The following is a 26,806-nucleotide window of genomic DNA, read 5'->3' as shown; positions in this document are numbered from 1 at the left end:
GCCTCAGCGGGCCTCGCGCAGCTCCGCCAACCGGGCCTCGATCTCGGCCAGCTCGGCACGCAGCTTCTCCGCCTGCTGCTCCGCCTCAGCCCGCTCGGTGCCGAGGATCTGCTCCACCGCCTCCTGCACACCCGGCACGTCGACAAGCCCCACCATCTTCAACGCCTCCGCCGGCTTCACCACGTACGGCTTCGCGAGGGCCTTGCTGCCCTGCTGCGCGGCGACGGTCCACTCACCGTCGGCGTACGCCAGCGTGACAGTGAGACCCGCGGGGCTCTTCGGCTTGACGGCCTTGACCGCCCGCCGCGCCGGCGGCTTCTCCGTCTGCTGCTCCACCTTCGGCTCCTCCTGTCGTTGCGCGGGCACCCGCGGCGTGTCCAACACGAACTCCGGCGCGGCCACCGCGGGCGACTCCTGCGGCTCCGGCTCCGGTTTCGGCTCCACCACCCGCCGCGTCACACCCTTGGGCGCCACGGCCAGGTCGGCGGGGGAGAACGGCAACTCGTCACGGCCGAAGCGCACCACCACGAACTCGTCGGACACCTCGGGGTCGGTCAGCTCGATCACCTGACCGACCTGACCGGCGATCTGCCCCGCCGATGCGGTGAACACCACCCGCGGCTTACGCCCGGCAGCCAACGCCTCCCGGATGCTCTGCACCTCGCTAGTGGACAAACCCTGGCCGGCATCCATCACAACCCTCTTCCGTACACCTGTTTGATTGCTGTCTTGATACCAGCAGGCTGCGACACCCGCCGCACGGGGCTCGTGCCCGCTCAGCCGCCCAGCGCCCGCAGGGCCCGGTCCGCGTGGTCGTTCATGCTGACCTCGCTGTGGATCACCTCGATGATCCGCCGGTCCGTGCCGATCACGAACGTCATCCGCTTCATACTCAACGGCCCCAACGGCATCCGCCGCTTGACCCCGAGCTGCTGCGCCACCACGCCGTCGGAATCCGACAGCAGCGGGTAGTCGAAGCCGTGCAGTTTGGAGAACTCCGCCTGCTTCGCCACCGGGTCGCGGCTGATGCCCACCCGCGAAGCGCCAAGCGCCGTGAACTCCGCGGCGAGGTCCCGGAAGTGGCAGCTCTCCGCCGTGCACCCCCGGGTCATCGCCGCCGGGTAGAAGAACAGCACCACCGGCCCCGCCGCCAGGAACTCCGACAGACGCCGCGGCGTGCCCGTCTCATCCGGCAGCTCGAAATCCTCCACCACGTCGCCGACACCCACACCCGCCACCGCGCACCTCCGTTGTCCGATCGAACGCGCGGTGAGCGTAAGCGATCACACCCAGAGCGCAGCCACCTCGTCCACCCCGCCGTCGACGAAACGGCGCGCGCCGATCGTCACCGGCGGCGACACCCCGAGTGGCTGCCCCTCTTGAGGACCAACCCGTGCCGGTCACGGTAGCGTCGACGCGACCCGTACGCAGCAATCAAGACTCCAGGGAGGGCGCTGTGGCACCCGTCACCGTCATCACCGGCGGCGGTCGCGGCATCGGTGCGGCCACCGCCCGCCGCCTCGCCGGGGCCGGTCATCACATCGCCCTGTGCTACCGGCGCGACGATGGCGCCGCCGCTGCCGTCCTGGCCGACCTGCGCGCCACCGGCGCAGAGGCCGTCGCGGTACGCGCCGACACCACCGACCCCGACCAGGTCACCGAGTTGTTCGACGCCGCCGCACAGCTCGGCCCGCTCACCGGCCTGGTCAACAACGCCGGCGTCACCAGCCCCATCGGGCCCTTCACCGAGTTGCGCGTCGACGACCTGCGCCGCGTGGTCGACGTCAACCTCGTCGGTTACGTCCTCTGCGCCCAGCAGGCCGCCCGCCGGATGACCGACGGCGGTGCCATCGTCAACGTCTCGTCGGCCGCCGCGACGCTCGGCAGCCCCGGGGAGTACGTGCACTACGCCGCGGTGAAGGCTGCCACCGACACCCTCACCGTGGGCCTCGCCAAGGAGCTTGCCCCGAAGGGCATCAGGGTCAACGCGGTCGCACCGGGCATCGTGCGCACCGACATCCACGCCGACTCCGGCGTACCCGATCGTGCCGACACCGCTGTCGGTCGTATCCCGCTGGGCCGTGCCGGCGAACCCGACGAGATCGCCGCCGCCATCGCCTGGCTGCTCGGCCCGGACGCCTCGTACGCGACCGGGACGGTGCTACGCGTCTCCGGCGGTCTGTGAGCCGGGGCGCCACGCGCCCCGGCTCACAGCTCAGTTGGTGAACAGTTTCGCTGCCGTCATCAGCGTCTGCACCACCCCGTAGCCGAGCAGCGCCGCCACCACCAACCAGGAGATCCACAACCGGGCCTGCTGCCCCTGTCGGCTGTCGTCGTTCATCGCGTGCCACTCCTTAGCGCCGTCGCGTCCTCGTTTACGCTCTGCTCCGCTGGCGGCTCGTGGTAGCGCTGCGGCACTGGCCGCACCAGCAGGTTCGCCACGAAGCCCACGGCCAGCACACCCACCATCGTGAACAGCGCCGGCCGGTAGGCCGCGGCCGTCAACGTGCCCGGCTTACCCTCTGCGTCGAGGAACCCGTTGACGATCAGCGGGCCCGCGATCCCCGCCGCCGACCAGGCGGTCAGCAGCCGGCCGTGGATCGCGCCGACCTGGAACGTGCCGAACAGGTCCCGCAGGTACGCCGGCACCGTGGCGAACCCACCGCCGTAGAACGACAGGATCACGCAGGCCAACAGCACGAACAGCGCCGTCGCGGTCTGCCCGACCAGGGCCAGCAGCGCGTACAGCACCATGCCGACACCCAGATACACCAGGTAGATCGGCTTGCGGCCGATGACGTCCGAGGTGGACGACCACACGAACCGGCCGGCCATGTTGAACAGCGACAGCAGACCCACGAAGCCGCCGGCCGCCGCGACGGTCACCGCCGAGGTGCCGTTGTCCCGGAAGAAGTCCTGGATCATCGGGCTGGCCTGTTCCAGGATGCCGATGCCGGCCGTCACGTTGCAGAACAACACGACCCAGAGCAGCCAGAACGAACGGGTCTTCACCGCGTTCGCCGCCGACACGTTCGCTGTCGTGACCAGTGGTTTCGCCGCCACGCTGGCGGGGTCGAAGCCGGCCGGCCGCCAGTCCTGCGCGGGCACCCGCACGTTTGCCACCCCGAACATCATGATCACGAAGTAGCCCAGGCCGAGTGTCACGAACAGCCACACCAGGGCGCTGCCCGACGCCGTCGAACCCGCGTTGGCCGGATCATAGCTGGGGTCGTAGAACGACAGCAGTTGCCGGGACAGGGGAGAGGCGACCATCGCCCCGCCGCCGAACCCCATGATCGCCAACCCGGTGGCCAGGCCGGGCCGGTCCGGGAACCACTTGATCAGGGTGGAGACCGGGGAGATGTAGCCGATGCCCAGACCGATGCCGCCGAGCAGCCCGTAGCCCAGATACAACAGCCACAGTTGCGTCGTGGCGATGCCCAGCGAACCCACCAGGAAGCCCGCCGCCCAGAAACAGGCGGAGACGAACATCGCCTTACGCGGTCCGTTCGCCTCCACCCAGGTTCCGGCGATCGCGGCGGACAAGCCCAGCATCACGATCGCGATGCTGAAGATGACCCCGATCGCGGTCTGGCTGGTGTCGAAGTGGGCGATCAGCGAGTTCTTGTAGACGCTGGTTGCGTAGACCTGGCCGATGCAGAGGTGGATGGCCAGTGCCGCCGGGGGTATGAGCCACCGGCTGTAGCCGGGTGGCGCGATGGTGTGCCGACGATCGAGTGCGGAAAGCATGCGCTGCTTCCTCTCCGATGAGGACGAGAAACGTCCCGCACAACGTGCCCACATCAGGCGGAAGCGGCAAACCTCACGATCGCCGGACGGTCGCCGCGCTGAGCTGAGCGGTCAGTCAGCGGGGTTTGTTGCGTTGTGCCCGTGGATCCGATACACCTTCCTCAGTTCTTGGAGGTCTGGACCATGACCGAGCTGTACCCGCCGATCGAGCCGTACGAGACCGGCATGCTCGACGTCGGCGACGGGAACCTCGTGTACTGGGAGGTGTGCGGCAACCCGGCCGGTAAGCCGGCGCTGGTCGTCCACGGCGGGCCCGGCTCGGGGCGTGGGGCCGGCTGGCGTCGGTACTTCGATCCAGGCCGGTACCGGGTCGTCCTGTTCGACCAACGTGGTTGTGGCCGCAGCACACCACACGCGAGCGACCCGGCGACCGACATGCGGCACAACACCACCCGGCACCTGATCGCCGACATGGAGCGGCTACGCGAACGCCTCGGCATCGACCGCTGGCTGCTGCACGGCGGTTCCTGGGGCTGCACGCTCATCCTGGCCTACGCGCAGCAACACCCCCGGCGGGTATCCGAGATCGTCATCGCCGCCGTCACCATGACCCGACGCGCCGACATCGACTGGCTCTACCGGGGCGTCGGCCGGTTCTTCCCCGAGCAGTGGGAACGATTCCTCGAAGGCGCCCCGGGCACACCCCGCGACGGGGACGTCGTCGCCGCGTACGCCCGCCTCATGGAACATCCTGACCCCGCCGTGCGAGAAAGGGCCACGACCGATTGGTGCGCCTGGGAAGACGTGGTCCTGTCCGGAGAGACCGGCAGTGCATCCAATCCGTACGGCGACCGCCCTCCCGCGGCACGGCTGGCCTTCGTGCGAATCTGCGCGCACTACTTCTCCCACGGTGCGTGGCTGGAGGAAAGCGCACTGCTGCGCGATGCCGACCAACTGGCCGGCATCCCCGGCGTCCTCATCCATGGCCGACTTGACCTGGGCGGGCCGCTGCAAACAGCGTGGGACCTGCACCGCGCCTGGCCCGATTCGACGTTGATCGTGATCGAGAACGCCGGACATCTCGGCACCACCGAGACGCGCGAGCAGGTTCTTCGTGCCCTCGACCAGTTCGCGGTCAACGATGCCCCTGGCGTGTAAGCCACCCGTGCTGGGCCCCCAGGTCGCGCAGGCTGCGGCCGAGCCGTCGATCCTCCACCTGATGAGGTGTCGCCGGGGCGCAAGGTGCCGGGCGAACCGTCGACCTCAACCCGGTCAGCCAGCCCTCGACGATCAGCAGCTACCGCAGGTCCGGGGTGTGCCAGCCACCAGCGAGCGCGTCGGCGTCCGCCGGACCCCAGGTGCCCTTCTCGTACGACTGCACTGCGGCGGGCAGATCCAGGATCGGCTCGACGATTCGCCACTCCTGCTCGATCGTCTCCTCGCGGGCGAAGCGCAGGTGCTGACCATCCATCGCGTCGTCGAGCAGCCGCTCGTACGCCTCCTGCCGGCGGCCGAGAGCCGCGCCGAAGTCGACGGACAGGTCCACCGGACGGCTGGTCACCTCGGCGCCCGGGCTCTTCGCCTGGATCGACATCGTGATGCCGTCACCGCGGCCGAGCCGGAACCGCAGCAGGTTCGCGGGCGCCTCGGCCCCACCCTCGGCGGGGATGAGGGAGCGCTGCGGCTGCTTGAACTCGACCACGACCTCGGTCGCCGTGCCCGGCAGCGACTTGCCGGTCCGCAGGTAGAAGGGCACGCCCGCCCAGCGGGGAGAGTCGAGGGTCAACCGGGTGGCGACGAACGTCTCCGTGTTCGAGTCCGGCGCGACGCCCGGCTCGTCGCGGTAGCCGGCGTACTGCCCCCGGACGGTGGACTGCGGCGACAGCGACTCGATCTGCCGCAGCACCGCGACCTCCGCGGCGTTGAACGCGTCGGTGTCGTCGGCGACCGGCGCCTCCATCGCGATCAGCGCGACGACCTGCAGAATGTGGTTCTGCAACACGTCCCGGGTGGCGCCCACCGTGTCGTAGAAGCCGGCGCGGCCCTGCGTGCCGAAACCCTCGGCGAGGGTGACCTGGACATTGTCGATGTGCTCGTTGTTCCACAGCGGCTCGAACAGCCGGTTGGCGAACCGGAAGGCGTAGAGGCCCTCGACGGCTTCCTTGCCGAGGTAGTGGTCGATGCGGAACACCCGCTCCGCGTCGAAGGCCGCGCGAAGCGTCCGGTCCAACTCGCGGGAGGACTCCAGATCGCGCCCGAACGGCTTCTCCACGATGACCCGGCCGCGGTCGGCCAGGCCGGCCGACGCGAGGCCCTCGACGACGGCACCGAACACCGCCGGAGGGATCGCCAGGTAGAAGACCGGCCGCTCGGCGCCGCGCAGGCGCTGCGCCAGCCGCTGGTAGGTCGCCGGGTCCGCGTAATCGCCGGAGATCATCGAAAGGTTGGTCGCCAGCCGGTCGAAGGTCTCGTCGTCGACCTCGTCGTTGGCCTCGGTGACCGACTTGCGGGCCGTGGTGACGAGCTGCTGATCATCCCAGGGGGAGCGGGCCACACCGATCACCGGGACGTCGAGGCGGTCGCGCCGGGTCAGCTCGTACAGCGCCGGGAACAGCTTCTTCGAGACGAGGTCTCCCGTGACGCCGAACAGCACTACCGCGTCTGAGCGCATGTTCATGGCACTTCCATTCGATCATCTGATCCTGATCTTCCGAACGGACAACGGTCCGGCGCGCTCCGAGCATTCCCCGCGAGCGGCGCACGTGAGGTCGGCGACAGCGACGACCCCACGTTTAGGAAGGTTTACAGTTCGCGGGTGGCGCGATTAACGTATGGGCCTGATCGAAACACGTCAATCACGACGAGGCCTGGAGGCGCCCATGCGTCGCACCGTCACGCGACTACTGGCCATGACCGCGCTCGGACTACCACTCATCCTGCCCGCAACCCCCGCCACCGCCGCACCCACCGCACCGGCCCGACAACTGGCCGACGTCATCCCCGCGCCCGTCGAAACCCGACCCGACGCCCACGGCACCTTCCAGATCAGCCCCCTGACCGTCATCCGCACCACACCCGGCTCGGCCGCCGCCTGGCAGGTGGGCCGTCAACTCGCCGAAACCCTGCGCCCCGCCACCGGCTACCCCCTGCCCGTCCTCCCCGTCCGCTCCACCCCGCTGCCCGAGATCGCCCTGCTCATCGGAGGAGCGGACAGCCGCGTCGGCCAGGAGGGCTACCAACTCGACGTCACCCGCCGCGGCGTGACGATCCGCGCCAACACCCCCGCCGGCCTCTTCGCCGGCACACAGACACTGCGCCAACTACTCCCCGCCGACATCGAGTCACCGCAGCGGCAACGCACCACCTGGACGGTCCCGGGCGGACGGATCGTCGACTATCCACGCTTCGCGTACCGAGGCGCGATGCTCGACATCGCACGGCACTTCCACACCGTCGACGAGATCACCGCCTACGTGGACCTGCTCAGCCAGTACAAAATCAACTACCTGCACCTGCACCTGACCGACGACCAGGGCTGGCGCATCCAGATCGACTCCTGGCCCCGCCTCACCACCGTCGGCGGCGGACCAGGCACCGGCGTCGACGGCACCGGCCCCGGATACCTCACCAAGGCCGACTACAAGGCCGTCGTCGCGTACGCCGCCGCACGGCACATCACCATCGTCCCCGAGATCGACATGCCGGGGCACACCAACGCCGCCCAGTCGACGTACCCCGAACTCAACTGCGACGGCGTCGCACCACCCCCACGCACCGACACCGCCGTCGGCTACAGCTCACTGTGCATCAACGACGACCTGACCTACCGGTTCGTCGAGGACGTCATCCGTGAAATCGCCGCCATCACACCCGGACCGTTCCTACACGTCGGCGGCGACGAAGCCCACGCCACCACCGACGAGGACTACCGCACCTTCATGCAGCGGGTCCTGCCGCTGGTCACCAAGTACGGCAAACGCGCGTCCGGCTGGAACGAGATCATGCAGGTCGACCCGCCCACCGACGCCGTCGCCCAGTTCTGGGGCACCGGCACCACCAACGCCGACCTCGCCGAAGCCGCCGCCCGCGGCAACAAGGTCATCATGTCGCCGGCCAACAAGTCGTACCTGGACATGAAGTACGACCGCAACACCCGCCTCGGACTGAGCTGGGCCGCCTACATCGAGGTCTCCGACGCGTACGGCTGGGACCCCGCCACCCGCGTCACCGGTGTCGGGGAGAACTCCGTCCTCGGCGTCGAAGCCCCGCTGTGGTCGGAAACGCTGCGTACCTTGGACGACATCGAGTACATGGCCTTCCCGCGCCTGCCCGCGATCGCCGAACTCGGCTGGTCCACAGCCGCCAGCCACGACTGGGAATCGTTCCGGACGCGACTGGGGGAGCAGGCACCCCGCTGGCGCCTGCAACAGGTCGACTTCTACCCGTCACCCCAGGTGCCGTGGCGCTGAGCCGTACCCCATCCCACGCTTTCGCGGGCACCGTCCGGTGCCCGCGAAGGCCGGGAACCACTCACCGACTGGCAATCGTGGCGGTGGCCCCCACCAGCATCCGCGGACCGGTCGGGTGCTCGGTGCCATCGCCATCATCTCCACTGAGAGTCGACCATGAACCTGGCGTTTGATCAATCAGCGGGGACCGGACCGGAGGTGGTGTGCCTGCCCATGTTCAGCATGACCCGCACCGCCACGGCTGCCGCCTTCGGCCCAGCCTTCGCCGGTGCCGGCCTGCGGGAGACGTACCTGGACCTGCCCGGCCACGGAGACAGCCCCGCCACCTGCCCACCCACGTCCCAGGCGATGCTGGACACCGTCTGCGCGTGGCTCGACCAGCACGTCGACACACCCGTCCTGCTCGCCGGTGGCTCCTACGGCGCCTACCTGGCCGCCGGCATCGCCCGCCAACGCCCCGAACTCGTCCGAGGCCTGCTCCTCGTCTGCCCGGGCATCACCATCGCCCGCGACAGCCGGGACCTGCCCGAAGACCCGCCGCTCGCAGCGCCCACAGGTTGGCTCGACGCCGCCCCCGCCGCACTGCACGCCCACCTCGACGCCGCCCTGGGCCATCGCAACGCCGCCGTCGTCACGACGGTGCTCACCGCCCTGAACTCCGGTGGCCCCGGTGACGCGACCTTCCAGGAGAAGCTGCAGACCGGCCCCGACTACGCACTGCCCGACGAGAGCGCCGAGAACGTCTTCGACGGCCCGGTCACCATCATCACCGGCCGACAGGACAGGATCGTCGGCTACGCCGACCAGTTCCGCGCTATGCGCCGCTATCCCCGCGGCACCTTCACCGTGATCGACGCCGCCGGCCACTACCTGCCGTACGAACAGCCCACGATGCTGCGATCGCTCACCCAGGACTGGCTGCACCGTACGCGCTAACGAACCGGGCCGTCCTGGCCGAGACAGCCTCCGAATTCGTGCAGCGGCGGTACCGGGAACGATGCCGCCGCCGTACGAAACACGACCTCTAACTGACGAAGATGCGCCGCCGCCGGCGGGCCCGCCAGGTCAGGGCCACGCCCGCGAGGATCAGCGCGAGCGCGACGGAGACCAGCACCGGCACCGGCACGCTGTCGATCCGCATTGGCGCGCCCCAATGCGATCGACTAACAACTATGGGTATCTTTTCGTTATCAAGCGCTGAGCGGAGACCGGGCATGAGCGACTGGGCCGACAACCCGCGGCTGAACACCTGGTTGACGGCCCAACAGACGGCCTTTCCGGTCTGGTCCCGTGAAACCGGGCAGGCATGGGACTTCACCGTGGACTCAATGGACCGCCTGGAGCAACTGCTGCGTGAGCGGTTGGCCGGCCGGAACGACCTGCTCGCGGCCGAGGCAGTCGAGCAGCCCACGGTCGCGGTGCCGGGGTGGTATCTCGGCGAGGTCCTGAACCGCAATTACGGCACGGTGTGGCACCGCAACCCGGTGGAACCCACCCACCCCGACCAGCCGAAGACCCCGTTCGTCCAGTTCCCGCAGGACCCCGGAGCGGAGTACGAGGACGAGGAGGACCTGCCACGTCGTCCTGATGGGCCGCCCGTAGTTTCCAGACCAAAAACAACGGTAAGCACGAGACCGCCTGTCGCCGGGCCGGTGGCTTGAACGTCCGCCGCTGGCCGACGTCGCCGAACCGGGACAGTCCCCGCCCGCACAACGTTGAGCCGGTGGCAGGACGGGCAGGAGCCGGTTCACGCGTACTGGGCCACTGGATCGTCCTGTGCCGTGGCCTGGCGGGCGTGGTGCCTGCGGTGGGTGAGCAGGAAGACGAGCAGCCCGAGCAGGGTCATCAAGGCGCCAACCACGGCCAGCACCGGGTAGTGGGGGGTGCGGTCCAGGACGAGGCCGCCGACCGCGGAGCCCAGGGCGACTCCTCCGTTGAACGAGGCGGCAGCGAGGGCGGAGACCAGGGCGGACGTGGTGCCGGCGAGGTACAGGACGTAGGACTGCAGCGGGGGCACCATGCCGAAGCCCGCGCCGCCGAGCAGCACCAGCAGAACCAGCACGGCGGGCAGGACCGAACCCAGCGCCCACAGGGCCAGCAGCCCGACGATCAGGATGCCGAGGACGACGATGACCGTTCGGGTCACGGACCGGTCCGCGTAGCGGCCGCCGAGGGCGTTGCCGGCGATCAGGCCCGCGCCGAACAGCAGCAGCAGCCAGGTGAGGGAGTCGGCGGACACGCCAGTGACGGTCGTGAGATAGGGGGCGATGTAGGTATAGGCGACGAACAGGCCACCGTAGCTGAGCGCGATGGCGAGGAACGCGGCCCACAACGCTCCGCTGCGCAGGACGGCGAAGCCGCGGTCCTCGTCCGCGCCGTCGCCGCCCGCGGGTGGGCTGGGCAGGAGCAGCCACATGGCTACGGCGCCGATGGCAGCGAGGGCGGAGACGACCCAGAAGGCGGACTGCCAGCCGACCGCGCGTCCGACGATGTTGCCGATGGGGACGCCGATCACGTTGGAGACGGTGAAACCGGTGAAGACCACGGCGATGGCCATGGCCCGCCGGGTGGGGGCGACCAGGCCGCCGGCGATGGTGATCGCGGCGCCGAGGAAGCCGCCCAGCATCGCTCCGGCGAGAGCGCGGGAGGCGGACACCACGAGCAGGCTGCCGCTGAGAGCGGTGATGGCGTTGGCGATCAGGAATACGAGGGCCAGGCCGGTCACGAGGGGCTTGCGTGGCAGGCGGAGGGTGGCAGCCGCCACGAGCGGGCCGCCGATCATCGCGCCGAGCGCGAAGCTGGTGGTCACCCAGCCCGCTTGGGACACCGACACCCCGAGATCGTCACTGATGAGCGGCAGCAGGCCGTTGGGAACAAGTTCGGCTGTTCCCAGGGCGAAGGCGGTCAGAGCGAGAGCGATGATCGGTAGAGGCATGCTCTCGATCGTGAAAGATGTGCAGGTCAGCTACCAGATCCCGCCTTATGCACTCCCCGAGAAGGGTGGCACTGGCAGGGATATGGTCGCGTACCAGGAACACCGCATATAGTTGATATATGAGTGATCCGGGCGATTTGGCCGTATTCCTCCGGGCCAAGCGTGCTGCCCTGTCGCCGGAGGCGACCCCGCTGAACGGCTTCGGGGTGCGCCGCCGCGTTCCCGGGCTGCGTCGGGAAGAGGTCGCGCAACTGGCCGGGGTCAGCGTCACGTACTACACCCGCCTGGAACAGGGCCACAGCCGCCACGCCTCCGACGAGGTCCTGCTGGCCCTGGCCCGGGCGCTGCAGCTGTCCGTCACCGAGACCGAGCACCTGCTCGACCTGGCGCGCGCCAAACGCCCCGCCGCCATCGACTCCGGCCCGGAGGCGGTAAGCCCGAACGCGCGGACCCTGCTGTCGCTGATCGCCGCACGGCCTGCCGTCATCCTCGGCCGGCGCAACGACGTCCTGGCCTGGAACGACCTCGGGCGCGCCCTGGTCGCCCCGCACCTGCCCGCCAACGCACCCGACCACCCCGGCACCCGGCCCTCCCTGCCCCGCCTGCTCTTCCTCGATCCGCAAGCCCGCGCCCTGTACCAGGACTGGGACCAGGAGGCCGCCGACTACGTCGCCTACCTGCGGCTGATCAGCGGAAAATACCCGGACGACGAAGTCCTGACCGGCATGATCGGTGAACTGTGCGTCCGTGACGACGCCTTCGCCTCCCTGTGGGCCTCGGGGCGCGTCGGCGAATGCGTCGCCGGAACCAAACGCATGATCCATCCCCGGGCCGGCGGATTCACCGTCGACTTCCAGCTCTGGGCCCAGTCGGACCGGCCCGACCAGCGCATCGAGATCTACGAATTGCGCGACGACCCCGACGGCACGCGCACCCGCGCGCTGCTGGATACACCCGTCGCGTCTGTGTGACTGCCTCAAGACGGCCCATCACCCGGCCCTACAACTACGAGCCCGGCAAGCTCGGCACACGGTAGCCGCTGTCGATGTCCTCACCGAGGGCGGCAACCAGCGGGGGAGCGGGTGTCGCTGTTACGCCAAAGTGCTGCGGAAGGGCGGCGCTCCAGACGCGGCCAGACCGTTGAGGACGGTTCTGCTGAAGCCGAGGTTCCAGTGGCTGGTGAAGGGCATCAGTTGGCGCAGTCGCGGTTCGCGAATGGCAACGGTGATGAAGGAGTGCAGGCGGAGCAGGTGCGGAGCCCGACGGGCGTTTTCGTGGTATCGCCGCCAGGTGTACTCGGCTGCTTCACCGCGTTCGTGGGCCTCGGCGAGAGGGCTGAAGGTAACGAACGGCCACTCGGAACCAAACTCCCGGACTCGCGCCCCGGCCTGCCAGGTCCGCATCGCGCCGGCGACCGCGTGCAGGTCGTCGGTGTTGCCCCGCGCCATGCAGACTCCATCGAACTCGGCTTGCAGGATGCGGTTCAGGCTGCCCGCGTGAGCGACGTCAGGGTAGAGAACTGGGTCTGGCCGCGTTGGACCACGTTGGTCAGACACGTCCGATGATGCCTCGCGGATCAAGAAGGAGACAAAGCACGGGCCTGTCACCGAGAAGCTTCTCCTCTACTTCGACTCATCGGAGTGCTGATTCGATAATGCACATTATGTAAAGTTGCGTTATCTGGCGGTCCCCTCGCCGTGGGGCGAGCGACGGCTACTCGCGCGTCAGCCCGGGCGGCAGGGCGTCCTCATCGGGCCCGACGCGGCGGGCGTTGACCAGCGGATTGCGGTGCAGAGCCGCGACAACTGCGACGCTGCCGCCGATGTCGGTCCAGGTGTCGTCCCAGAGGGCGGAGACCAGCCAGGAGCGATCCGCGGGAAAGAACAGGTCAGGCAGCGGCCCGTCACCGCGCGAGTGACCGGTCCGCCAGGTCAGGGCCTGCTCGGGTCCGGCTTCGACCAGCACGTAGGACCAGTCCCAGTACAGGCGCACTCTCGGCGCACGCGGAAAGACGATGTCGTGAACACCGGTCTCGAGATAGCCCAGCCACCAGGGCTGGTCCGGGGTGTACGCGACCAGTTCGTCGACCACGGCGCGCTCGTGGTCGACGAAGCTGACGTCGTCGGGCGGATAGAAGGTGGCGTACGCGTCGAACACCGGCGGAATCGCCGCGGTGATCGAGACGCCCTGTGTGGGGTGGCCGGCGAGCCAGGCGACGTCGCTGGCCGTGCCGATTCGCCAACTCCGGCCGTCCCTGACGAAGTCCCTGGGGTCGGTCGACACTGATGCGTCACCGGCATCGCTGCCTCCGGCGACAACGGTTGGCGTCGCCCAGGGAGCCCAGCCAGGCCGATCGGCCGCCCGCCACTGGTGCCCCTCGGAGCAGGCCCAGCCGATGGGATCGTCGGGCTCCCGGTACACGGTCGGCCTGCCGGACCCGCGCAGTCGGGACAGGTGGCGGCTGGTGGCGTCATACCGGGCACGTTACGTGCTTCTCGATCAGCGCGACTCGTTCCCGCACCGGCCCCGCAGGCACGTCCACGAGCCGGTGCCCGTACGCCTCGTACACCTCCTGATGCACCCGGGCGAAGACCAGCGAGTCGGCGTAGCTGATCCGGCGCGCGGCCGTGCGTCGGATGAAGCCCAGCGGGGCGGTCAGAAACACCAGTGGCTGGTAGGTCCCCGTACTGGTGATCTGGTCAATTTCGGCGGCGAGGTCGGGGCCGACGTCGCGGCCCAGGTGGAGTGCCAGCGCGAGGGTGCACAACGGTGACCGGTCGTGGATCTGCACGTCGCCTTGTACGTCGGCCGCGAGTCGACGGTGGCGCTGTAGGCGCGCGACGGCGTCGATGAAGCCGGGTTCGCGCCAGGGTTCGGCGCACCCCTTCGCCTGGCGGGCCGCGATGATGTCGGTTGCCGCTTCCCGGACCACCAGGTGTCCGCGGCGGCTCAGTGCCTCGATCAGTGTGGTCTTGCCGGCTCCCGGGGCTCCGGTCAGGACGTAGCGCTGCGATTGGGTCACCGCACTCCCCCTCTCCCCGCACTTCCGGGGAACCCGAAAATGCTGCATAATATCCGTTATGCATGAAAAACAGGACGAATCGCTCACCGCATTGATCGAGGAGTTCCTGACCGCCCGAGCCACCCGCAAGCCCTCCCCCCACACTCTGGCCGCGTACCGGCGGGACCTGCACGCGGTGGCCGCCCTGGTCGCCGAGGCCACTCCCCTCCCCCTGGACGCGCTGTTGATCACCGACCTCTCCCCCCGGGTGATGCGGGCGGCCTTCGCCCGGTTCGCCGGTCCCCGGGCACCCGCGTCGGTGCATCGCGCCTGGTCCACCTGGAACAGTTTCTTCGCGTTCCTGGTCGCCGACGGGATCGTGGCGGGCAACCCGATGCCGGCGGTGGGCCGACCCCGGGCGCTACTCCCCCAGCCGAAGCCACTGCGCGGCGCGGACACCCCCGAAGTGCTGCTCGCGTCGGCCGCGCGTGACGACGGTCGGCAACGCGACCCGTGGCCGGAACGGGACGTTGCGGTGTTGGCGGTGGCACTCTGCGCCGGCCTGCGCCTGTCGGAGTTGCTGGCGCTGCGGGTCGGCTCGCTGGGTGGCCGGCCCGGTGAGCGGCGGGTCGAGGTGGCTGGCAAGGGCGGGCGGCCCCGGGTGGTGCCGATCGAGGCGGATCTGGACCGGGTGCTGATGGACTACCTGGCGAGTCGGGCGCGGCGATTCGGTTCGCGCTCGGTACGCCCCGACTCTGCGTTGCTTGTGGATCGGCGCGGTGAGCCGCTACGCCGTGGTGGGCTGCAGTATCTCGTGGAGTCGTGTTATCGGCGGGCTGGTATCGGTGACCGGGTGCCGCGTGGCGCGCGGTTGCACGCGCTGCGGCACACCTTCGCGACTCGGCTGGCCGAGGATGGGGCGAGCGCTGCGGAGATCATGCGGTTGTTGGGGCACGCGTCGTTGGCGTCGTCGCAGACGTACATCGAGGTGACGGCCGGGCAGCAGCGCGACGCGGTGCGGGCCAATCGGACCAACCGCGCGTTGGCGGCTCTGGTGCCCTCGGACCTGGACTGAGGGCGCGGTCAGTGGGCGCGGTGGTCGGTCCCGTCGGCGGTGACGGGCAGTGGGCCGAGTACGGCGTTGATGATGTGGATGCGGGCGTTGGTGGCCTGGTAGTCGGCGCAGACCGTGTCGGCGCGGTCGGCGAGGCGGGCGGCGGTGGGCCCGGTACGCGTGACGGTGACGGTGACGGTGACGCCGTCGAGGGTGGTGGTTCTACCGGCGGTCGCGAGGTCGTCGATCGGGTGGGTGCCGGTGATGAGGTGCGCCTTCAACAGGGTGCGTAGCTGGTCGGTGTGGTGGGTCATGAGGTCGTCCCAGTTGTCCTCGGAGAACGTGGCGGCGAAGGCGTCGTCGGTGGGCGCCAGGACGGTGACGCTGGTGCCGGCGGGCAGGTCGGCGAGGACGCCGCTGGTGCGTAGGGCCGCTTCGAACGTGGTGAGGGTGGGGATCCACCGCAGCGCCTGGTCGACGGGTTGGCCGGCGAGGAAGGTCGGGTTGCCGGGGTCGGTGCCGGTGGGCAGGGCGGCGCACAGCGGTCCGGTGACCTGGGGTGTCGCTGGTTCGGCGTCCGCGCGGGCGTCGGCAGGGGCGCCGGTGCAGGCGGTGACGGCCAGCAGCAGGGTCGGTGCGAGGAGGCTGAGGGCCCGCAGTAGGGGGTGCCGCGCTGCGGTGCCGTTCGGGGAGGCGGGGTGCGACACGGCGGTCTCCACGGGTTCGGGGTTGGTGGGGTGGGGTGTGCCGGCGGCGCGGGCACCAGGCCCGCGCCGCCGGCTGGGCTAGCTGACGGTCACAGCGCCGCGCACTGGGCGGTGCGGGGGCCGTGCACGGTGTTGGTGATGCCGAGGTTGCTCGGTGCGGGGCTGTTGCCGGTGCAGGTGAGCGGGCCGCGGATGGTGGTGCCGGCCAGTAGTGGGGTGTCGGTGCCGGTGGTGTTGGCGGACAGGTCGGCTGGTCCGGCGATGGTGACGTCGATGATGGAGACCGCGTCGGTGGTGTTCGCGATGCGAACTGGTCCGTTGACGGTGCTGTCGGCGAGGAGGACGCCGGCGGCGCCGGTGGCGGTGACGGGGCCGCTGATGGTCGTTGCGGTCGTGACGAGTGCCGCGCCGGCCCGGACGGTGACCGGGCCGTTGATGGTGGCGTTGGCGGCGCAGGTGAACCCGGAGACGGTCAGGGGTCCGTTGCGTCGGCCGGTGAGGGTCGGGTAGATGCGTTCGCCGTCGGTCAGCTTCTCCACGCCCAGCGAGTCGAGGAGCAGTGGGATGAGGCCGCGTTCGGGTTGGTTGAGGGGGACGTAGTAGCCGTCGCTGGTCTTGATGACCTTCCAGCCGTGTGCGGCGATGCGCTGCGCGACGGTGGTGCCGACGCCGCCGGGTCCGTCGGTGCGGGCGCCGTTGTACTGGGTGTCGGTGAGTTTGTAGGCGCAGGGGGCGTTGTCGAGGATGAGGTTGGCGGGGGGCGCGTCGAGCGGTGGCGGGCTGTCGCCGGGGTGGGGTGCCGGGTGGGCGGGGATGGGGCGGGATCCGCGGAAGACCAGTCGGCCGGTGTTGGCGGCCTGGATTTCGATGGATTCGGTGCGGGCTTTCAGGATGTCGGCGAGGTCCGCGCGGTGGTAGTCGAGGAACTGTTGGAACGTCCACAGGGCGGAGTAGGTCTTGCGGCGCCGGTTGTTGGCGGTGTTGCCCTCGTCGGGTCGGGTCGGGCCGCCGGAGCTGCGCAGTTCCAGGAGGGAGTTGGTGACGTTCTTGAGGCCGAGGGTGTTGCGCAGGATGGTTTCCTCGCTGAGGCCGACGTTGCCGCCGCCTTCGCAGCCGTAGGGGCAGGCCCACCAGCCGGCTTCGGCGCCCTTGGTGTACATGTGGCCTTCGATCATGTCCTGGGACTGGTCGAAGATGGGTTGGGCGACGTTCTGGTGGCGCGGTGGCAGCATCGGGAGGTCACCGGCGCGGGAGTTGCCGAACTCGTGGCCGTCGTAGCCGGCGACGGGTCGGTAGTCGCGGACCATTTTGATGTACGCGGCGGTTTCGGGTTGGCGGATCAGGGAGTAGTCGCGGTTGAGGTCCTGGCCGGTGGAGTTGCCTCGGGTGTTGGCGGCTCGGCCGTCACCGTTGATGGTGGGGACGATCAGGACGGTGGTGTGGCTGAGCAGGTCGGTGACGCGGGGGTCGGTGCTGAAGGCCAGTTCGCGGGCCATGATGAGGCAGGCTTCGCGGTCGCCGGGTTCGTTGCCGTGCACGTTGCAGTTGACGGCTACCGGGGCGGTGGCGGCGACGGCCGCGGGGGTGGCTGGTGGGGCGGGGTTGCCGATGACGAGCATGTTGATGGGTCGGTTCTGGACGGTGCGGCCGAGTTCGACGACGCGGACGCGGTCGCTGAGGGCGTCGATGGCTTCGGTGTAGGCGTACTCGTTGGTGTCGCTGGTGTATTGCGCGGCGTGGGTGGTTTCCCATTGGGTGCGCAGTTGTTGGCCGGGGCTTTCGGGGTTACCCCAGGGTGCGGTGGTGGTGGCGGTGACCGGGTCGGAGTAGGGCTGTTCGGTGGTGCCGGCGCGGGCGCGGACCCGCCATTGGAAGGTGTCGCCGGGGTTGAAGCCGGCGTCGGCGAAGGTGGGTGCCTGTTGGTTGATCTGGCGGTTGGGTCGCCAGACGCCGACGATGGTGGGTGCGCCGGTGGGGGTGCTGTTGGCGTCGACGGGGGTGCGTTCGATCTGGTAGTCGGTGGCACCGTCGACGGGTTGCCAGGCGAGGGTGGCGAATCCGTCGGCTTGGCGGACGGTGAGGGCGCTGACCTGGTTCGGTTGCGCCGCGCTCTGGGCGTTGGCGGGGGTGGGTGCGGCGGTGAGGGTGACGGCGATGAGGGTTGATACGGCGATGAGGGTGGGTCGCTGGTGTCTCATGTGGCCTCCGACGAGATGATCGTGGCGTGTATCGGCCAGCATGATCGTCGGGGTCCATCGATGCAATGATCTTGAGGAAATTCTTGCGATTCGGGCGTCGCGCTCCCCCGCCGTGGTCAGGCGGTGATGGTGTGGGCGCGCGGCGCGGTGCTCAGCGCGCGTGGCGCAGGGCCCAGTCGAGGGCGTGGTCGGCGATCTGTTGCCAGCCCCGCTGGGCGGGCAGCAGGTGGGCGTAGCCGTCGTAGAGCTCGACCTCGGTGATGGTGTCGCCCTGGTAGTGCGCGGCGTTGGAGCGTTGCACGCTGGGCGGCATGATGTGGTCTTCGGAGCCGGAGATGAACAGCAGCGGCGCGCGTTGGTCGTTGTGGTAGTCGACGGCGATGTCCTGCGGGCCGGGTAGCAGGTTGGCCAGGACGCTGTCCCAGAGGATGCCGCCGGCGGCGGGGATGGCGTAGCGCTCGTACAGGGCGCGGGCCTCGTCCTCGTCGAACGTGTTGGTGAACGCGTAGTTCCACTGCTCGAAGGTGAACCCGACGGCCCGGTGCCGGTTGGCCGGGTTCTTCAGCACCGGGAAGGTGGAGCGCAGCTGTGCGAAGGGGATCACCTTGACGCCTTCGGTGGGCGCCGAGTTGAGGGCGACCGCCGAGGCGCCGTACCCCCGGTCGAGCAGCACCTGGGTGAACGCCCCACCGGCGGAGTGACCCATGATGATCGGCGGCTTGGGCAGCGCCTCGACGACCGCGCTGAGGTGCTCGATGACCTGCGGTGCGGTCAGCGTCTCCAAGGGGCTGGGGTCGGCGTTGAGCGCCTCGACCTCGACTTCCAGCCCCGGGTACGTCGGGGTGAGCACGCGGAAGCCTTTGGCCTGGTAGTAGGTGACCCAGTGTTCCCAGCTGCGGGGGGTGACCCAGAATCCGTGGATGAGCACGATCGTGTCCGGCGTGTCGCTCATGGTCAGCTCCGTGGTGTCCCGGGGGTGGCGATGGCGCAACGGCGGTGGTGTCGGTGGGTCCACCCTAGACATTCGTGACCCGCGATGGCGGCTTATCCGGGCGACGACTTTCAGCCGAGGTCGACGAGCAGGGGGCGGTGGTCGGAGATGGTGGACGGTGGTGCGGTGACGGCGCGTACGGGTGGGAGCTGGTCGAGGGCGTGCCGGTCGGCGAGGATGTGGTCGAGTTGGACGCGGGGCTGCCCGGAAGGGTAGGTGGGGCGTCGGCCCAGGGGGTGCCAGCCGGAGATGAGCCGGGCCGGGCCTGCGGGCAGGTTGAGGTCGCCGAGCAGGACGCGGGGGCCGGGCAGCGCGCGCAGGGCGCGGACGGTCTGGCGGAGTTGGCGGGCGTTCCAGCCGGGCACGAAGGACAGGTGGGTCGCGGCGACGGTGAGTGGGCCGTGTGGGGTGTCCAGGATGGCGGCGAGGACGACGCGGGGTTCGTCGTGCAGCAGGATGAGGCCGCCGCGGGGGCCGGGGACGTAGATCGGTGAGCGGACGGGGGCGGGCTTGAGTCGGGTGATGTGCCAGCTGCGGACCGGGTGTCGGCTGATCAGGCCGATGCCGTAGCAGGGTTCGCCGTGCCCGTCGTCGTCGTGGCGCAGCGGGCGGAACTGTTCGCCCGGGGTGCCGACGAGAGCTGCGGCGAAGCGGTGCTGGGGTGCGTCGAGGGCCTGGGCGGCGATGGTGGTGAGGTCGAGGTTGCCGCTGCGGTGTTGGTCGCGGTCGACTTCCTGCAGGGCGAGCACGTCGGCGTCGAGGTCGCGTACGGCGGCGGCGAGTCGGTCGGGGTTGACGAGCCCGTCGGTGAGGGACCGCCCGTGCAGCAGGTTGAAGGTGGCCAGGCGCACTCCTGCACCTTACGTCCCCGTGGCATGGTTGCCGGGTGGTGAAGGTGTTGCTGTGTTCCGTGCTGGTGTTCGTGGCGGTTGGCGCGTTAGGGGTGTGGGTGCGGCGTACGCGGGGTCGCTGACTGGGTGAGGCTGGCCACTCCGGTGCCTGTCGGGGGCGGCCGGGTGGGGAGAATTGCCGCCCGTGGACGCCGTATCGCTGAGTACTCTGCTGGCCGCTGCCGCAATGGCCGGGTGGGTCGACGCCGTGGTCGGTGGTGGTGGGTTGTTGCTGCTGCCGGCGTTGCTGGTGGCTGCCCCGGGGTTGCCGGTGGCGACCGCGTTGGGCACGAACAAGTTGGCCGCGATCTTCGGTACGAGCACGGCGGCGGCGACGTACGCCCGCCGGACCAAGGTCGATTGGCGGGTGGTGGCGCCGGCGGCGGGGCTGGCGGTGCTCAGCGCGGGTGTGGGTGCCGCGCTCGCCGGGGCGGTGCCGGCGTCGGCGTACCGGCCGGTGGTGCTGGTCGTGCTGGTGGCGGTGGCGGTGTTCGTGCTGCTGCGTCCCCGGTTGGGGGTGGTGGCGGCGCCGCAGCGGCGGACCCCGGTGCGGGTGGCGGCGGTGATCGCGGTGGCCGGGGTGGGCATCGCCCTGTATGACGGGCTGATCGGTCCGGGCACCGGCACGTTCCTGGTGTTGGCGTTCACCGCGCTGGTGGGCGCGGACTTCGTGCACGGCTCGGCGATGGCGAAGGTCGTCAACGCGGGTACGAATCTCGGTGCGCTTGTGGTGTTCGGGGTGACCGGGCACGTGTGGTGGTTGCTGGGCGCGGGGATGGCGGTGTGCAACATCGCTGGCGCGGTGCTGGGGGCGCGGATGGCGTTGCGCCGCGGGTCGGGGTTCGTGCGGGTGGTGCTGCTGGTGGTGGTGGTGGCGTTGGTCGTGAAGCTCGGCCATGACCAGTGGGTGGCCCGCTGATGCCGGTGCGCGCGGAGCATGATCGTGCGGTCCTGGCGCGGTTGCTGGGGCGTGACCCGGTGCTGCACGCCTACCAGTTGGGCGACCTGGACGACTTCTTCTGGCCGTACACGTCGTGGTTTCGTCGGGGTGAGCAGGTCGCGTTGCTGTACCACGGGGTCGACGTGCCGACGCTGCTGGCGTTCGCCGCGCCGGCGGACACGCAGGCGTTGGCGGTGTTGCTGACGGAGTTGGCGCCGGTGCTGCCCGCCCGGCTGTACGCGCACCTGTCCCCCGGTCTGACCGATGCTCTGGCCGGGTCGTTCCGGTTGGCCTCGGGTGGCCGGCACCACCGGATGGCGTTGACCGACCCGGCGCGGTTGGGTGCGGCGGCGCCGGCGGGTGTGGTGCTCGGCGCGGCGGACCTGCCGCAGGTGCGTGAGTTGTACGCGCAGGCGTACCCGGGCAACTGGTTCGACGAGCGGATGCTTCAGACCGGGCAGTACGTGGGGGTATGCGAGGGCGGTGCGTTGGTGGCGGTGGCCGGGGTGCACGTGTTCTCGCCGGCGTACCGGGTGGCGGCCCTGGGCAACGTCACGACGCATCCGCGCTGGCGGGGGCGGGGGCTGGGCGCGTCGGTGGTGGCGGCGTTGTGCGCGCGGCTGCGGGAGAGCGTTGAGCACGTGACGTTGAATGTGAAGGCGGACAACGTGGCCGCGGTGCGCCTGTACGAGCGGGTGGGTTTCACCCGGGTCGCCGACTACGACGAGTGGACGTTGAGGGCCCTCACGGCTGAACGTTGACGGCCCTCACGGCTCTAGCGGCGGCGGCTGGGTGAGTCGAAGCGGCCGGCGCGGATCTCGCGCAGGGCGCGGCGGCGGGTGTCGCCGCGCAGGGTGTCGACGTAGAGGGTGCCGAGCAGGTGGTCCGTCTCGTGTTGCAGGGCGCGGGCGAGGAACCCGCTGCCGGTGATGGTGAGCGGTTCGCCGTGCTGGTCGACGCCGTGGGCGGTGGCGTGCAGGGCCCGTACGGTCGGGAAGTACAACCCGGGGATGGACAGGCAGCCCTCTTCGTCGTCCTGGACTTCGTCGGACAGCTCGAGGGTCGGGTTGATCAGGTGGCCGCGGTGACCGTCGGCGTCGTAGACGAACACCTGGGCGCTGACGCCGATCTGTGGTGCGGCGACGCCGGCGCGGCCGGGGGCGCCGAGCAGGGTGTCCATCAGGTCGGTGACGAGGGCACGTAGCTCGGCGTCGAAAGTGGTGATCGGCTCGCATTCGGTGCGCAGGACGGGGTCGCCGATGATCCGGATGGGCCGCATGGTCATGCGCTCAGCGTATCTGCGGTGGTGGCGGGGTCAGCGTCCGGCCAGGGTGGCGCGGATCGGGGCGGTCTTCGCGGCGGCTTCGGCGACCTCGGCGTCTGCGTCGCTGTCCCAGGTGATGCCGCCGCCGGCCCAGGTGTGCAGCAGCTCGGTGTCGGCGGCGGCGGTGCGGATGGTCAGGCCGAGGTCGACGCGGCCGGGGGCGACCCAGCCCAGCGCGCCCATGCTGGCACCTCGACCGACGGGTTCGAGGGCGTTGATCTGGGCCAGGGCGGCGTGTTTCGGCGCGCCGGTGACGGAGCCGCCGGGGCAGGTGGCGCGCAGCAGGTCGGCGAGGCCGAGGCCGTCGGCGGCGGCGGCCCGTACGGTCGACTCGGCCTGCCACAGGTCGCACCAGCGGCGCACGGCGAACAGGTCGTCGACGCGAACGGTGCCGGTGCGGGCGATGCGGGCGAGGTCGTTGCGTTCCAGGTCGACGATCATGATGTGTTCGGCGCGTTCCTTGGCGCTGGCGAGGAGTTCGGTGCGGCCGGCGGCGGTGGCCGGGCGGGTGCCCTTGATGGGTCGGGTGATCAGGTGCCCGTCGCTGACCTCGACGAGGGTTTCCGGGGAGGCGCAGCCGATCGCCCAGCCGTCGCCGGTGAGCACGCCGCCGTAGCGGGCGCCGGGGAGCGCGCCGAGGCGACTCAGGGCGGGCAGTGGGTCACCGGTGTAGGGGGCGGCGGCGTGCCCGACGAGGTTGGTCTGGTAGACGTCGCCGCGGCCGATGGCGGCGCGGACGCACGTGACGGCGTCGGCGTGTTGGCGGGGCGTCCAGCTTTCGGTCCATGCGCCGAGCCACCACGCTGATGGTGGCCGGGGTGGGGTGACCGGGGTGCGGCGGTGGTCGTAGACGACCACGGTGAGGTCGGGCAGCACCGGTGCGGGCTCGGGTGCCGTGGTGGGTGCGCCGGCCAGGAGGGCCCCGGCCGCGGCGGACAGGTAGAGCGCGGCGCCGCAGGCCCCGGTGTCGTGGTGGGTGGGGGCGGGTCGGGTGAGGTCGTGCAGTGGCAGGCCGTGCGCAGCGAGGAATTCCTCGGCGAGGGCGGCGGGGTCACCGCCGTCGCCGAGGCGCCATTGCAGGCGGGCGCGTTCGGTGAGCGCGCCTCGGCACGCGGCCGGTGCCGCGGGTACATCGACCAACGCAGCCGGGCCGCTGTCCGCGGCATATCCAGCCGGGCCGCTGTCCGCGGCATATCCAGCCGGGCCGCTGTCCGCGGCGCACACCTTTGGGAGCGTTTCCACGCCGTACGGTCCGACCTTCCTCATCCGTTCAGTGGATTTCCCGTGCGCCAGGCCGACACCTGCTCGATGCTGGACACTTTCGCTTGGTACTGTGCGTCACTGGTCATGTGAACCATGACACAGTGCCCCCACAGTCCGGAGACCCTGATGTGCCAGCACCAACCGACCTGCCCCTCCGCTGAAGCCACCGACCGGGAAGCCGCACGAGTCCTCGCCTGCTTCCGTGAGCAGGGCTGGAGCCTGCTCTGCAACGGTGTCATCGTCTTCGAGGACACCGGCGAGCTGCTCCCCGACGGCAGCAGCATCGCACCGCACCGCGGCCCCGCCCGCCACGCCCTCGTGGCCTGAACGACCACCCAGCGTCACCGAATAGCCGCCGTCGACCCAGGCTAGTCCCCCGGTAAGGGACGTCCCGCCCAGGTCGCGGCGCCCGCCGGGGCGGCCACACCGCCCGCCCCGGCTCGCCCGTTGTCAGTCTTCGAAGGCCTCCGGCGACGGGCACGAGCAGACCAGGTTCCGGTCGCCGTACGCGCCGTCGATCCGCCGCACCGGCGGCCAGTACTTCCCGGCCCGGTCCACCCCGGCCGGGTACGCGCCCACCGACCGCGGGTACGGGTGCGACCACTCGTCACCGCTGACCATCGCCGCGGTGTGCGGCGCGTTGGCCAGGGGGTTGTCCCCCGCCGACCACTGCCCCGAAGCCACCTGCTCGATCTCGGCACGGATCGCGATCATCGCGTCGCAGAACCGGTCCAGCTCGGCAAGGTCCTCACTCTCGGTCGGCTCCACCATCAGCGTCCCCGCCACCGGGAACGACATCGTCGGCGCGTGGAAGCCGTAGTCGATCAGCCGCTTCGCCACGTCGTCGACGCTCACCCCGGTCGCCTTCGTCAACGGCCGCAGGTCGAGGATGCACTCGTGCGCCACCAGGCCCTTGTTGCCGGTGTACAGCACCGGGAAGTGCTCCCGCAGCCGCGCCGCCACGTAGTTCGCCGCGAGGACCGCCACGCCGGTGGCGCGGGTCAGCCCTTCGGCGCCCATCATCCGCAGGTACGCCCACGGGATCGGCAGGATCCCCGCCGACCCGTACTTCGCCGCCGAGATCGCCGGCGTCGCGTCGACGTGCGCGCCCAGCGGGTCACCGGGCAGGAACGGCGCCAGGTGCGCGCGTACCGCCACCGGACCGACACCGGGGCCACCGCCGCCGTGCGGGATGCAGAACGTCTTGTGCAGGTTCAGGTGCGACACGTCCGCCCCGAACTTGCCCGGCTTCGCGAACCCGACCAGGGCGTTGAGGTTCGCCCCGTCGACGTACACCTGCCCACCGGCGTCGTGGACCTTCGCGCACAGCGACGCGATGCCCGTCTCGTACACCCCGTGCGTCGACGGGTACGTCACCATGATCCCGGCGAGCGTGTCCCGGTGCTTCTCGATCTTCGCGTCCAGGTCGACCGGGTCGACGTTGCCGTTGTCGTCGCAGGCCACCACGACGACCCGCATGCCGGCCATCACCGCCGACGCCGCGTTCGTGCCGTGTGCCGACGACGGGATCAGGCACACGTCGCGGTGCGACTCACCCCGCGACGCGTGGTACGAGCGGATCGCCAGCAGCCCGGCCAGCTCACCCTGCGACCCGGCGTTGGGCTGCACGCTGACCGCGTCGTAGCCGGTCACCTCCGCCAGCCACGACTCCAGCTGACCGATCATCTCCCGGTACCCGACGGTCTGGTCGTCCGGCGCGAACGGGTGGATGTGCGCGAACTCCGCCCAGCTGACCGGCTCCATCTCCGTGGTGGCGTTCAGCTTCATCGTGCACGACCCGAGCGGGATCATGCCCCGGTCCAGGGCGTAGTCGAAGTCCGACAACCGCCGCAGGTACCGCAGCATCGCCGTCTCCGAGTGGTGGCTGCGGAACACCGGGTGGGTCAGGAAGTCGCTGCTGCGGCGCAGACCGCTCGGCAGGGCGGCGTCGACGGCGCCGTCGAAGGTCGCCACACCGAACGCCGCCCACACCGCGCTCAGGTGCGCGACGGTCGTCGTCTCGTCGCACGACACGCCCACCCGGTCGGCGTCGACCAGCCGCAGGTTCACGCCCCGCTCGGCGGCCGCCGCGACGACCGTCGCCGCCGCACCCGGCACCCGCGCGGTGACGGTGTCGAAGAACGCGACGTCCGCGACGTCCACGCCGCCGGCGCGCAGCCCGGCCGCGAGCCGCGCCGCCATGTCATGGGTACGCGTCGCGATGTCCCGCAGCCCGTCCGGGCCGTGGTAGACCGCGTACATGCCGGCCATCACCGCGAGCAGCACCTGCGCGGTGCAGATGTTGCTGGTGGCCTTCTCCCGCCGGATGTGCTGCTCACGGGTCTGCAACGCCAACCGGTAGGCCGGGTTGCCGTCCGCGTCGCGCGACACCCCGACAAGGCGCCCGGGCAGCATCCGCTCCAGGCCCGAACGCACCGCCAGGTAACCGGCGTGCGGCCCACCGAAGCCCATCGGTACGCCGAAACGCTGCGTGGTGCCGGCGGCGATGTCCGCGCCGATCTCCCCCGGTGCGCGTAGCAGCGTCAACGCCAGCAGGTCCGCGGCGACGGTCACCAGGGCGCCGACGGCGTGCGCCGCCTCGATGAGCGTCACGTGGTCGCGGACCGTCCCGGATGCCCCCGGGTACTGCAGGTGCAGGCCGAAGAACTCCGCCGGCAACTCGTCGGCATCGACGTCGAGGACCCGCACGTCGATGCCGAGCGGCTCCGCCCGGCTGGTGATCACCGCGATGGTCTGCGGCAACGCGTCGGCGTCGACGACGTACACCGGGCTCTTGCTCTTGGACGCGCGGCGGGCCAGGGTCATCGCCTCCGCGGCGGCGGTGCCCTCGTCGAGCATGGAGGCGTTCGCGGTGGCCAACCCGGTCAGGTCGGTGACCATCGTCTGGAAGTTCAGCAGCGCTTCGAGGCGGCCCTGGCTGATCTCCGGCTGGTACGGCGTGTACGCCGTGTACCAGGCCGGGTCCTCCAGCACGTTGCGGCGGATCACCGCCGGGGTGTGCGTGCCGTGGTAACCCAGGCCGATCATGGAAACGGCGACGGTGTTGCGCGCCGCCAGGGCCCGCAGCTCGGCGATCGTCTCGGCCTCGGTGGCCGGGTCCGGCAGGTCGAGGATGCCGTGCCAGCGGATCACCTCGGGGATCGCGGCGTCCATCAGCTCGTCGATCGAGCCGTGTCCGACGACCTCCAGCATCCGGCGCTCATCATCGGGGCCGGGACCGATGTGACGGGTGGCGAACTGCTCTGCGGTCATGGGGGCACTCC

At 70.4% G+C, this 26,806-nt stretch carries 26 protein-coding genes; 10 read left to right on the top strand and 16 right to left on the bottom strand.

Features of this window, described 5'->3' with window-relative positions; all coding sequences use genetic code 11:
* Window positions 1–3: 3 nt before the first annotated feature.
* Together ACLQ28_RS20805 and ACLQ28_RS20800 are read right to left on the bottom strand one after the other, a co-directional pair.
* Complete coding sequence (locus ACLQ28_RS20805; protein ID WP_425687936.1) at window positions 4–693, bottom strand: hypothetical protein; 690 nt, start codon at window positions 691–693, stop codon at window positions 4–6.
* Window positions 694–776: 83 nt separating this feature from the next.
* The gene (locus ACLQ28_RS20800) at window positions 777–1,238 is read right to left on the bottom strand and encodes a peroxiredoxin (RefSeq protein ID WP_425687935.1); all 462 of its coding nucleotides are present in this window, start codon (window positions 1,236–1,238) and stop codon (window positions 777–779) included.
* 218 nt (window positions 1,239–1,456) lie between these two features.
* On the opposite strand from ACLQ28_RS20800, the gene ACLQ28_RS20795 reads away from it, so the two are divergent.
* Window positions 1,457–2,185: an SDR family NAD(P)-dependent oxidoreductase gene (locus tag ACLQ28_RS20795; protein WP_425687934.1), complete on the top strand. Its 729-nt coding sequence runs from the start codon at window positions 1,457–1,459 to the stop codon at window positions 2,183–2,185.
* A 30-nt stretch (window positions 2,186–2,215) separates the two neighbouring features.
* Here ACLQ28_RS20795 and ACLQ28_RS20790 read toward each other — a convergent pair whose 3' ends face one another.
* Window positions 2,216–2,341 (bottom strand): MFS transporter small subunit, encoded by a 126-nt coding sequence (locus tag ACLQ28_RS20790; RefSeq protein ID WP_425687933.1) that lies wholly within the window; start codon window positions 2,339–2,341, stop codon window positions 2,216–2,218.
* Window positions 2,338–3,750 carry an OFA family MFS transporter gene (locus ACLQ28_RS20785; protein ID WP_425687932.1) on the bottom strand — a complete coding sequence of 471 codons (1,413 nt, stop codon included), beginning with the start codon at window positions 3,748–3,750 and terminating at the stop codon, window positions 2,338–2,340. The genes ACLQ28_RS20790 and ACLQ28_RS20785 overlap by 4 nt, the downstream gene beginning before the upstream one ends.
* Before the next feature lie 183 nt (window positions 3,751–3,933).
* Between ACLQ28_RS20785 and pip the strand changes: the two genes are divergently transcribed.
* Window positions 3,934–4,908 (top strand): prolyl aminopeptidase, encoded by a 975-nt coding sequence (gene pip, locus ACLQ28_RS20780; RefSeq protein ID WP_425687931.1) that lies wholly within the window; start codon window positions 3,934–3,936, stop codon window positions 4,906–4,908.
* Window positions 4,909–5,047: 139 nt separating this feature from the next.
* Here pip and zwf read toward each other — a convergent pair whose 3' ends face one another.
* A complete protein-coding gene (gene zwf, locus ACLQ28_RS20775) occupies window positions 5,048–6,427 on the bottom strand; it encodes a glucose-6-phosphate dehydrogenase (protein ID WP_425687930.1) in 1,380 nt (459 codons plus the stop codon).
* A gap of 202 nt (window positions 6,428–6,629) precedes the next feature.
* Here zwf and ACLQ28_RS20770 point away from each other — a divergent pair, with 202 nt between their 5' ends.
* The 3 genes from ACLQ28_RS20770 (at window position 6,630) to ACLQ28_RS20760 (ending at window position 9,880) form a co-directional block, all read left to right on the top strand.
* Window positions 6,630–8,219, top strand: coding sequence for a beta-N-acetylhexosaminidase (locus ACLQ28_RS20770; RefSeq protein WP_425687929.1), 1,590 nt, complete (start codon window positions 6,630–6,632; stop codon window positions 8,217–8,219).
* A gap of 213 nt (window positions 8,220–8,432) precedes the next feature.
* A complete protein-coding gene (locus ACLQ28_RS20765; protein WP_425687928.1) occupies window positions 8,433–9,155 on the top strand; it encodes an alpha/beta fold hydrolase in 723 nt (240 codons plus the stop codon).
* A 278-nt stretch (window positions 9,156–9,433) separates the two neighbouring features.
* On the top strand, window positions 9,434–9,880 hold the full coding sequence (locus tag ACLQ28_RS20760) for a hypothetical protein (protein WP_425687927.1): 447 nt from the start codon (window positions 9,434–9,436) through the stop codon (window positions 9,878–9,880).
* Between the two features lie 86 nt (window positions 9,881–9,966).
* Here the strand turns inward: ACLQ28_RS20760 and ACLQ28_RS20755 are convergent, their stop codons facing one another.
* Entirely contained in the window at window positions 9,967–11,154 is a 1,188-nt protein-coding gene (locus ACLQ28_RS20755) for an MFS transporter (RefSeq protein WP_425687926.1), read from the bottom strand.
* 119 nt (window positions 11,155–11,273) lie between these two features.
* On the opposite strand from ACLQ28_RS20755, the gene ACLQ28_RS20750 reads away from it, so the two are divergent.
* A complete protein-coding gene (locus ACLQ28_RS20750) occupies window positions 11,274–12,125 on the top strand; it encodes a helix-turn-helix domain-containing protein (protein ID WP_425687925.1) in 852 nt (283 codons plus the stop codon).
* 120 nt (window positions 12,126–12,245) lie between these two features.
* Here the strand turns inward: ACLQ28_RS20750 and ACLQ28_RS20745 are convergent, their stop codons facing one another.
* The 3 genes from ACLQ28_RS20745 to ACLQ28_RS20735 form a co-directional block, all read right to left on the bottom strand.
* Entirely contained in the window at window positions 12,246–12,602 is a 357-nt protein-coding gene (locus ACLQ28_RS20745) for a DUF6193 family natural product biosynthesis protein (RefSeq protein WP_425687924.1), read from the bottom strand.
* Window positions 12,603–12,867: 265 nt separating this feature from the next.
* Window positions 12,868–13,437, bottom strand: a complete 570-nt coding sequence (locus tag ACLQ28_RS20740; RefSeq protein WP_425687923.1) for a hypothetical protein — start codon at window positions 13,435–13,437, stop codon at window positions 12,868–12,870.
* 187 nt (window positions 13,438–13,624) lie between these two features.
* Entirely contained in the window at window positions 13,625–14,176 is a 552-nt protein-coding gene (locus tag ACLQ28_RS20735; protein WP_425687922.1) for an AAA family ATPase, read from the bottom strand.
* Between the two features lie 58 nt (window positions 14,177–14,234).
* Here ACLQ28_RS20735 and ACLQ28_RS20730 point away from each other — a divergent pair, with 58 nt between their 5' ends.
* On the top strand, window positions 14,235–15,230 hold the full coding sequence (locus ACLQ28_RS20730; protein ID WP_425687921.1) for a tyrosine-type recombinase/integrase: 996 nt from the start codon (window positions 14,235–14,237) through the stop codon (window positions 15,228–15,230).
* Between the two features lie 8 nt (window positions 15,231–15,238).
* Here the strand turns inward: ACLQ28_RS20730 and ACLQ28_RS20725 are convergent, their stop codons facing one another.
* The 4 genes from ACLQ28_RS20725 to ACLQ28_RS20710 all read right to left on the bottom strand — a co-directional run bounded on the left by ACLQ28_RS20725 (window position 15,239) and on the right by ACLQ28_RS20710 (window position 19,956).
* Complete coding sequence (locus ACLQ28_RS20725; RefSeq protein WP_425687920.1) at window positions 15,239–15,916, bottom strand: fasciclin domain-containing protein; 678 nt, start codon at window positions 15,914–15,916, stop codon at window positions 15,239–15,241.
* A gap of 89 nt (window positions 15,917–16,005) precedes the next feature.
* On the bottom strand, window positions 16,006–18,114 hold the full coding sequence (locus tag ACLQ28_RS20720) for a M14 family zinc carboxypeptidase (protein ID WP_425687919.1): 2,109 nt from the start codon (window positions 18,112–18,114) through the stop codon (window positions 16,006–16,008).
* 151 nt (window positions 18,115–18,265) lie between these two features.
* Window positions 18,266–19,066 carry an alpha/beta hydrolase gene (locus ACLQ28_RS20715; protein ID WP_425687918.1) on the bottom strand — a complete coding sequence of 267 codons (801 nt, stop codon included), beginning with the start codon at window positions 19,064–19,066 and terminating at the stop codon, window positions 18,266–18,268.
* Window positions 19,067–19,176: 110 nt separating this feature from the next.
* Complete coding sequence (locus tag ACLQ28_RS20710; protein ID WP_425687917.1) at window positions 19,177–19,956, bottom strand: endonuclease/exonuclease/phosphatase family protein; 780 nt, start codon at window positions 19,954–19,956, stop codon at window positions 19,177–19,179.
* A gap of 184 nt (window positions 19,957–20,140) precedes the next feature.
* Between ACLQ28_RS20710 and ACLQ28_RS20705 the strand changes: the two genes are divergently transcribed.
* Window positions 20,141–20,914: a sulfite exporter TauE/SafE family protein gene (locus tag ACLQ28_RS20705; protein WP_425687916.1), complete on the top strand. Its 774-nt coding sequence runs from the start codon at window positions 20,141–20,143 to the stop codon at window positions 20,912–20,914.
* A complete protein-coding gene (locus ACLQ28_RS20700; protein WP_425687915.1) occupies window positions 20,914–21,696 on the top strand; it encodes a GNAT family N-acetyltransferase in 783 nt (260 codons plus the stop codon). The genes ACLQ28_RS20705 and ACLQ28_RS20700 overlap by 1 nt, the downstream gene beginning before the upstream one ends.
* Before the next feature lie 14 nt (window positions 21,697–21,710).
* On the opposite strand, the gene ACLQ28_RS20695 is transcribed toward ACLQ28_RS20700, so the two are convergent.
* A complete protein-coding gene (locus ACLQ28_RS20695; protein WP_425687914.1) occupies window positions 21,711–22,220 on the bottom strand; it encodes a peptide deformylase in 510 nt (169 codons plus the stop codon).
* Window positions 22,221–22,250: 30 nt separating this feature from the next.
* Window positions 22,251–23,525, bottom strand: coding sequence for a chorismate-binding protein (locus ACLQ28_RS20690; protein WP_425687913.1), 1,275 nt, complete (start codon window positions 23,523–23,525; stop codon window positions 22,251–22,253).
* A 123-nt stretch (window positions 23,526–23,648) separates the two neighbouring features.
* Between ACLQ28_RS20690 and ACLQ28_RS20685 the strand changes: the two genes are divergently transcribed.
* Window positions 23,649–23,849 (top strand): DUF5999 family protein, encoded by a 201-nt coding sequence (locus ACLQ28_RS20685; RefSeq protein ID WP_007460326.1) that lies wholly within the window; start codon window positions 23,649–23,651, stop codon window positions 23,847–23,849.
* A 123-nt stretch (window positions 23,850–23,972) separates the two neighbouring features.
* Here ACLQ28_RS20685 and gcvP read toward each other — a convergent pair whose 3' ends face one another.
* A complete protein-coding gene (gene gcvP / locus ACLQ28_RS20680) occupies window positions 23,973–26,795 on the bottom strand; it encodes an aminomethyl-transferring glycine dehydrogenase (RefSeq protein WP_425687912.1) in 2,823 nt (940 codons plus the stop codon).
* Window positions 26,796–26,806 lie beyond the last annotated feature (11 nt).

The organism is Micromonospora sp. DT201 (genome assembly GCF_049841575.1).
Classification (GTDB): Bacteria; Actinomycetota; Actinomycetes; order Mycobacteriales; family Micromonosporaceae; genus Micromonospora.
Note: the sequence above shows the minus strand (reverse complement) of the source record. Positions and strands in the feature narration are given on the sequence as shown.

Coding starts and splice junctions, on each gene's coding strand:
- pip (WP_425687931.1), top strand. CDS start 3,934: ATGACCGAGCTGTACCCGCCGATCGAGCCGTACGAGACCGGCATGCTC.
- ACLQ28_RS20755 (WP_425687926.1), bottom strand. CDS start 11,154: ATGCCTCTACCGATCATCGCTCTCGCTCTGACCGCCTTCGCCCTGGGA.
- ACLQ28_RS20690 (WP_425687913.1), bottom strand. CDS start 23,525: ATGAGGAAGGTCGGACCGTACGGCGTGGAAACGCTCCCAAAGGTGTGC.
- ACLQ28_RS20745 (WP_425687924.1), bottom strand. CDS start 12,602: ATGGCGCGGGGCAACACCGACGACCTGCACGCGGTCGCCGGCGCGATG.
- ACLQ28_RS20700 (WP_425687915.1), top strand. CDS start 20,914: ATGCCGGTGCGCGCGGAGCATGATCGTGCGGTCCTGGCGCGGTTGCTG.
- ACLQ28_RS20805 (WP_425687936.1), bottom strand. CDS start 693: ATGGATGCCGGCCAGGGTTTGTCCACTAGCGAGGTGCAGAGCATCCGG.
- ACLQ28_RS20770 (WP_425687929.1), top strand. CDS start 6,630: ATGCGTCGCACCGTCACGCGACTACTGGCCATGACCGCGCTCGGACTA.
- ACLQ28_RS20750 (WP_425687925.1), top strand. CDS start 11,274: ATGAGTGATCCGGGCGATTTGGCCGTATTCCTCCGGGCCAAGCGTGCT.
- ACLQ28_RS20760 (WP_425687927.1), top strand. CDS start 9,434: ATGAGCGACTGGGCCGACAACCCGCGGCTGAACACCTGGTTGACGGCC.
- ACLQ28_RS20730 (WP_425687921.1), top strand. CDS start 14,235: ATGCATGAAAAACAGGACGAATCGCTCACCGCATTGATCGAGGAGTTC.
- ACLQ28_RS20720 (WP_425687919.1), bottom strand. CDS start 18,114: ATGAGACACCAGCGACCCACCCTCATCGCCGTATCAACCCTCATCGCC.
- ACLQ28_RS20765 (WP_425687928.1), top strand. CDS start 8,433: ATGTTCAGCATGACCCGCACCGCCACGGCTGCCGCCTTCGGCCCAGCC.
- ACLQ28_RS20790 (WP_425687933.1), bottom strand. CDS start 2,341: ATGAACGACGACAGCCGACAGGGGCAGCAGGCCCGGTTGTGGATCTCC.
- ACLQ28_RS20785 (WP_425687932.1), bottom strand. CDS start 3,750: ATGCTTTCCGCACTCGATCGTCGGCACACCATCGCGCCACCCGGCTAC.
- ACLQ28_RS20715 (WP_425687918.1), bottom strand. CDS start 19,066: ATGAGCGACACGCCGGACACGATCGTGCTCATCCACGGATTCTGGGTC.
- gcvP (WP_425687912.1), bottom strand. CDS start 26,795: ATGACCGCAGAGCAGTTCGCCACCCGTCACATCGGTCCCGGCCCCGAT.
- ACLQ28_RS20695 (WP_425687914.1), bottom strand. CDS start 22,220: ATGACCATGCGGCCCATCCGGATCATCGGCGACCCCGTCCTGCGCACC.
- ACLQ28_RS20685 (WP_007460326.1), top strand. CDS start 23,649: ATGTGCCAGCACCAACCGACCTGCCCCTCCGCTGAAGCCACCGACCGG.
- zwf (WP_425687930.1), bottom strand. CDS start 6,427: ATGAACATGCGCTCAGACGCGGTAGTGCTGTTCGGCGTCACGGGAGAC.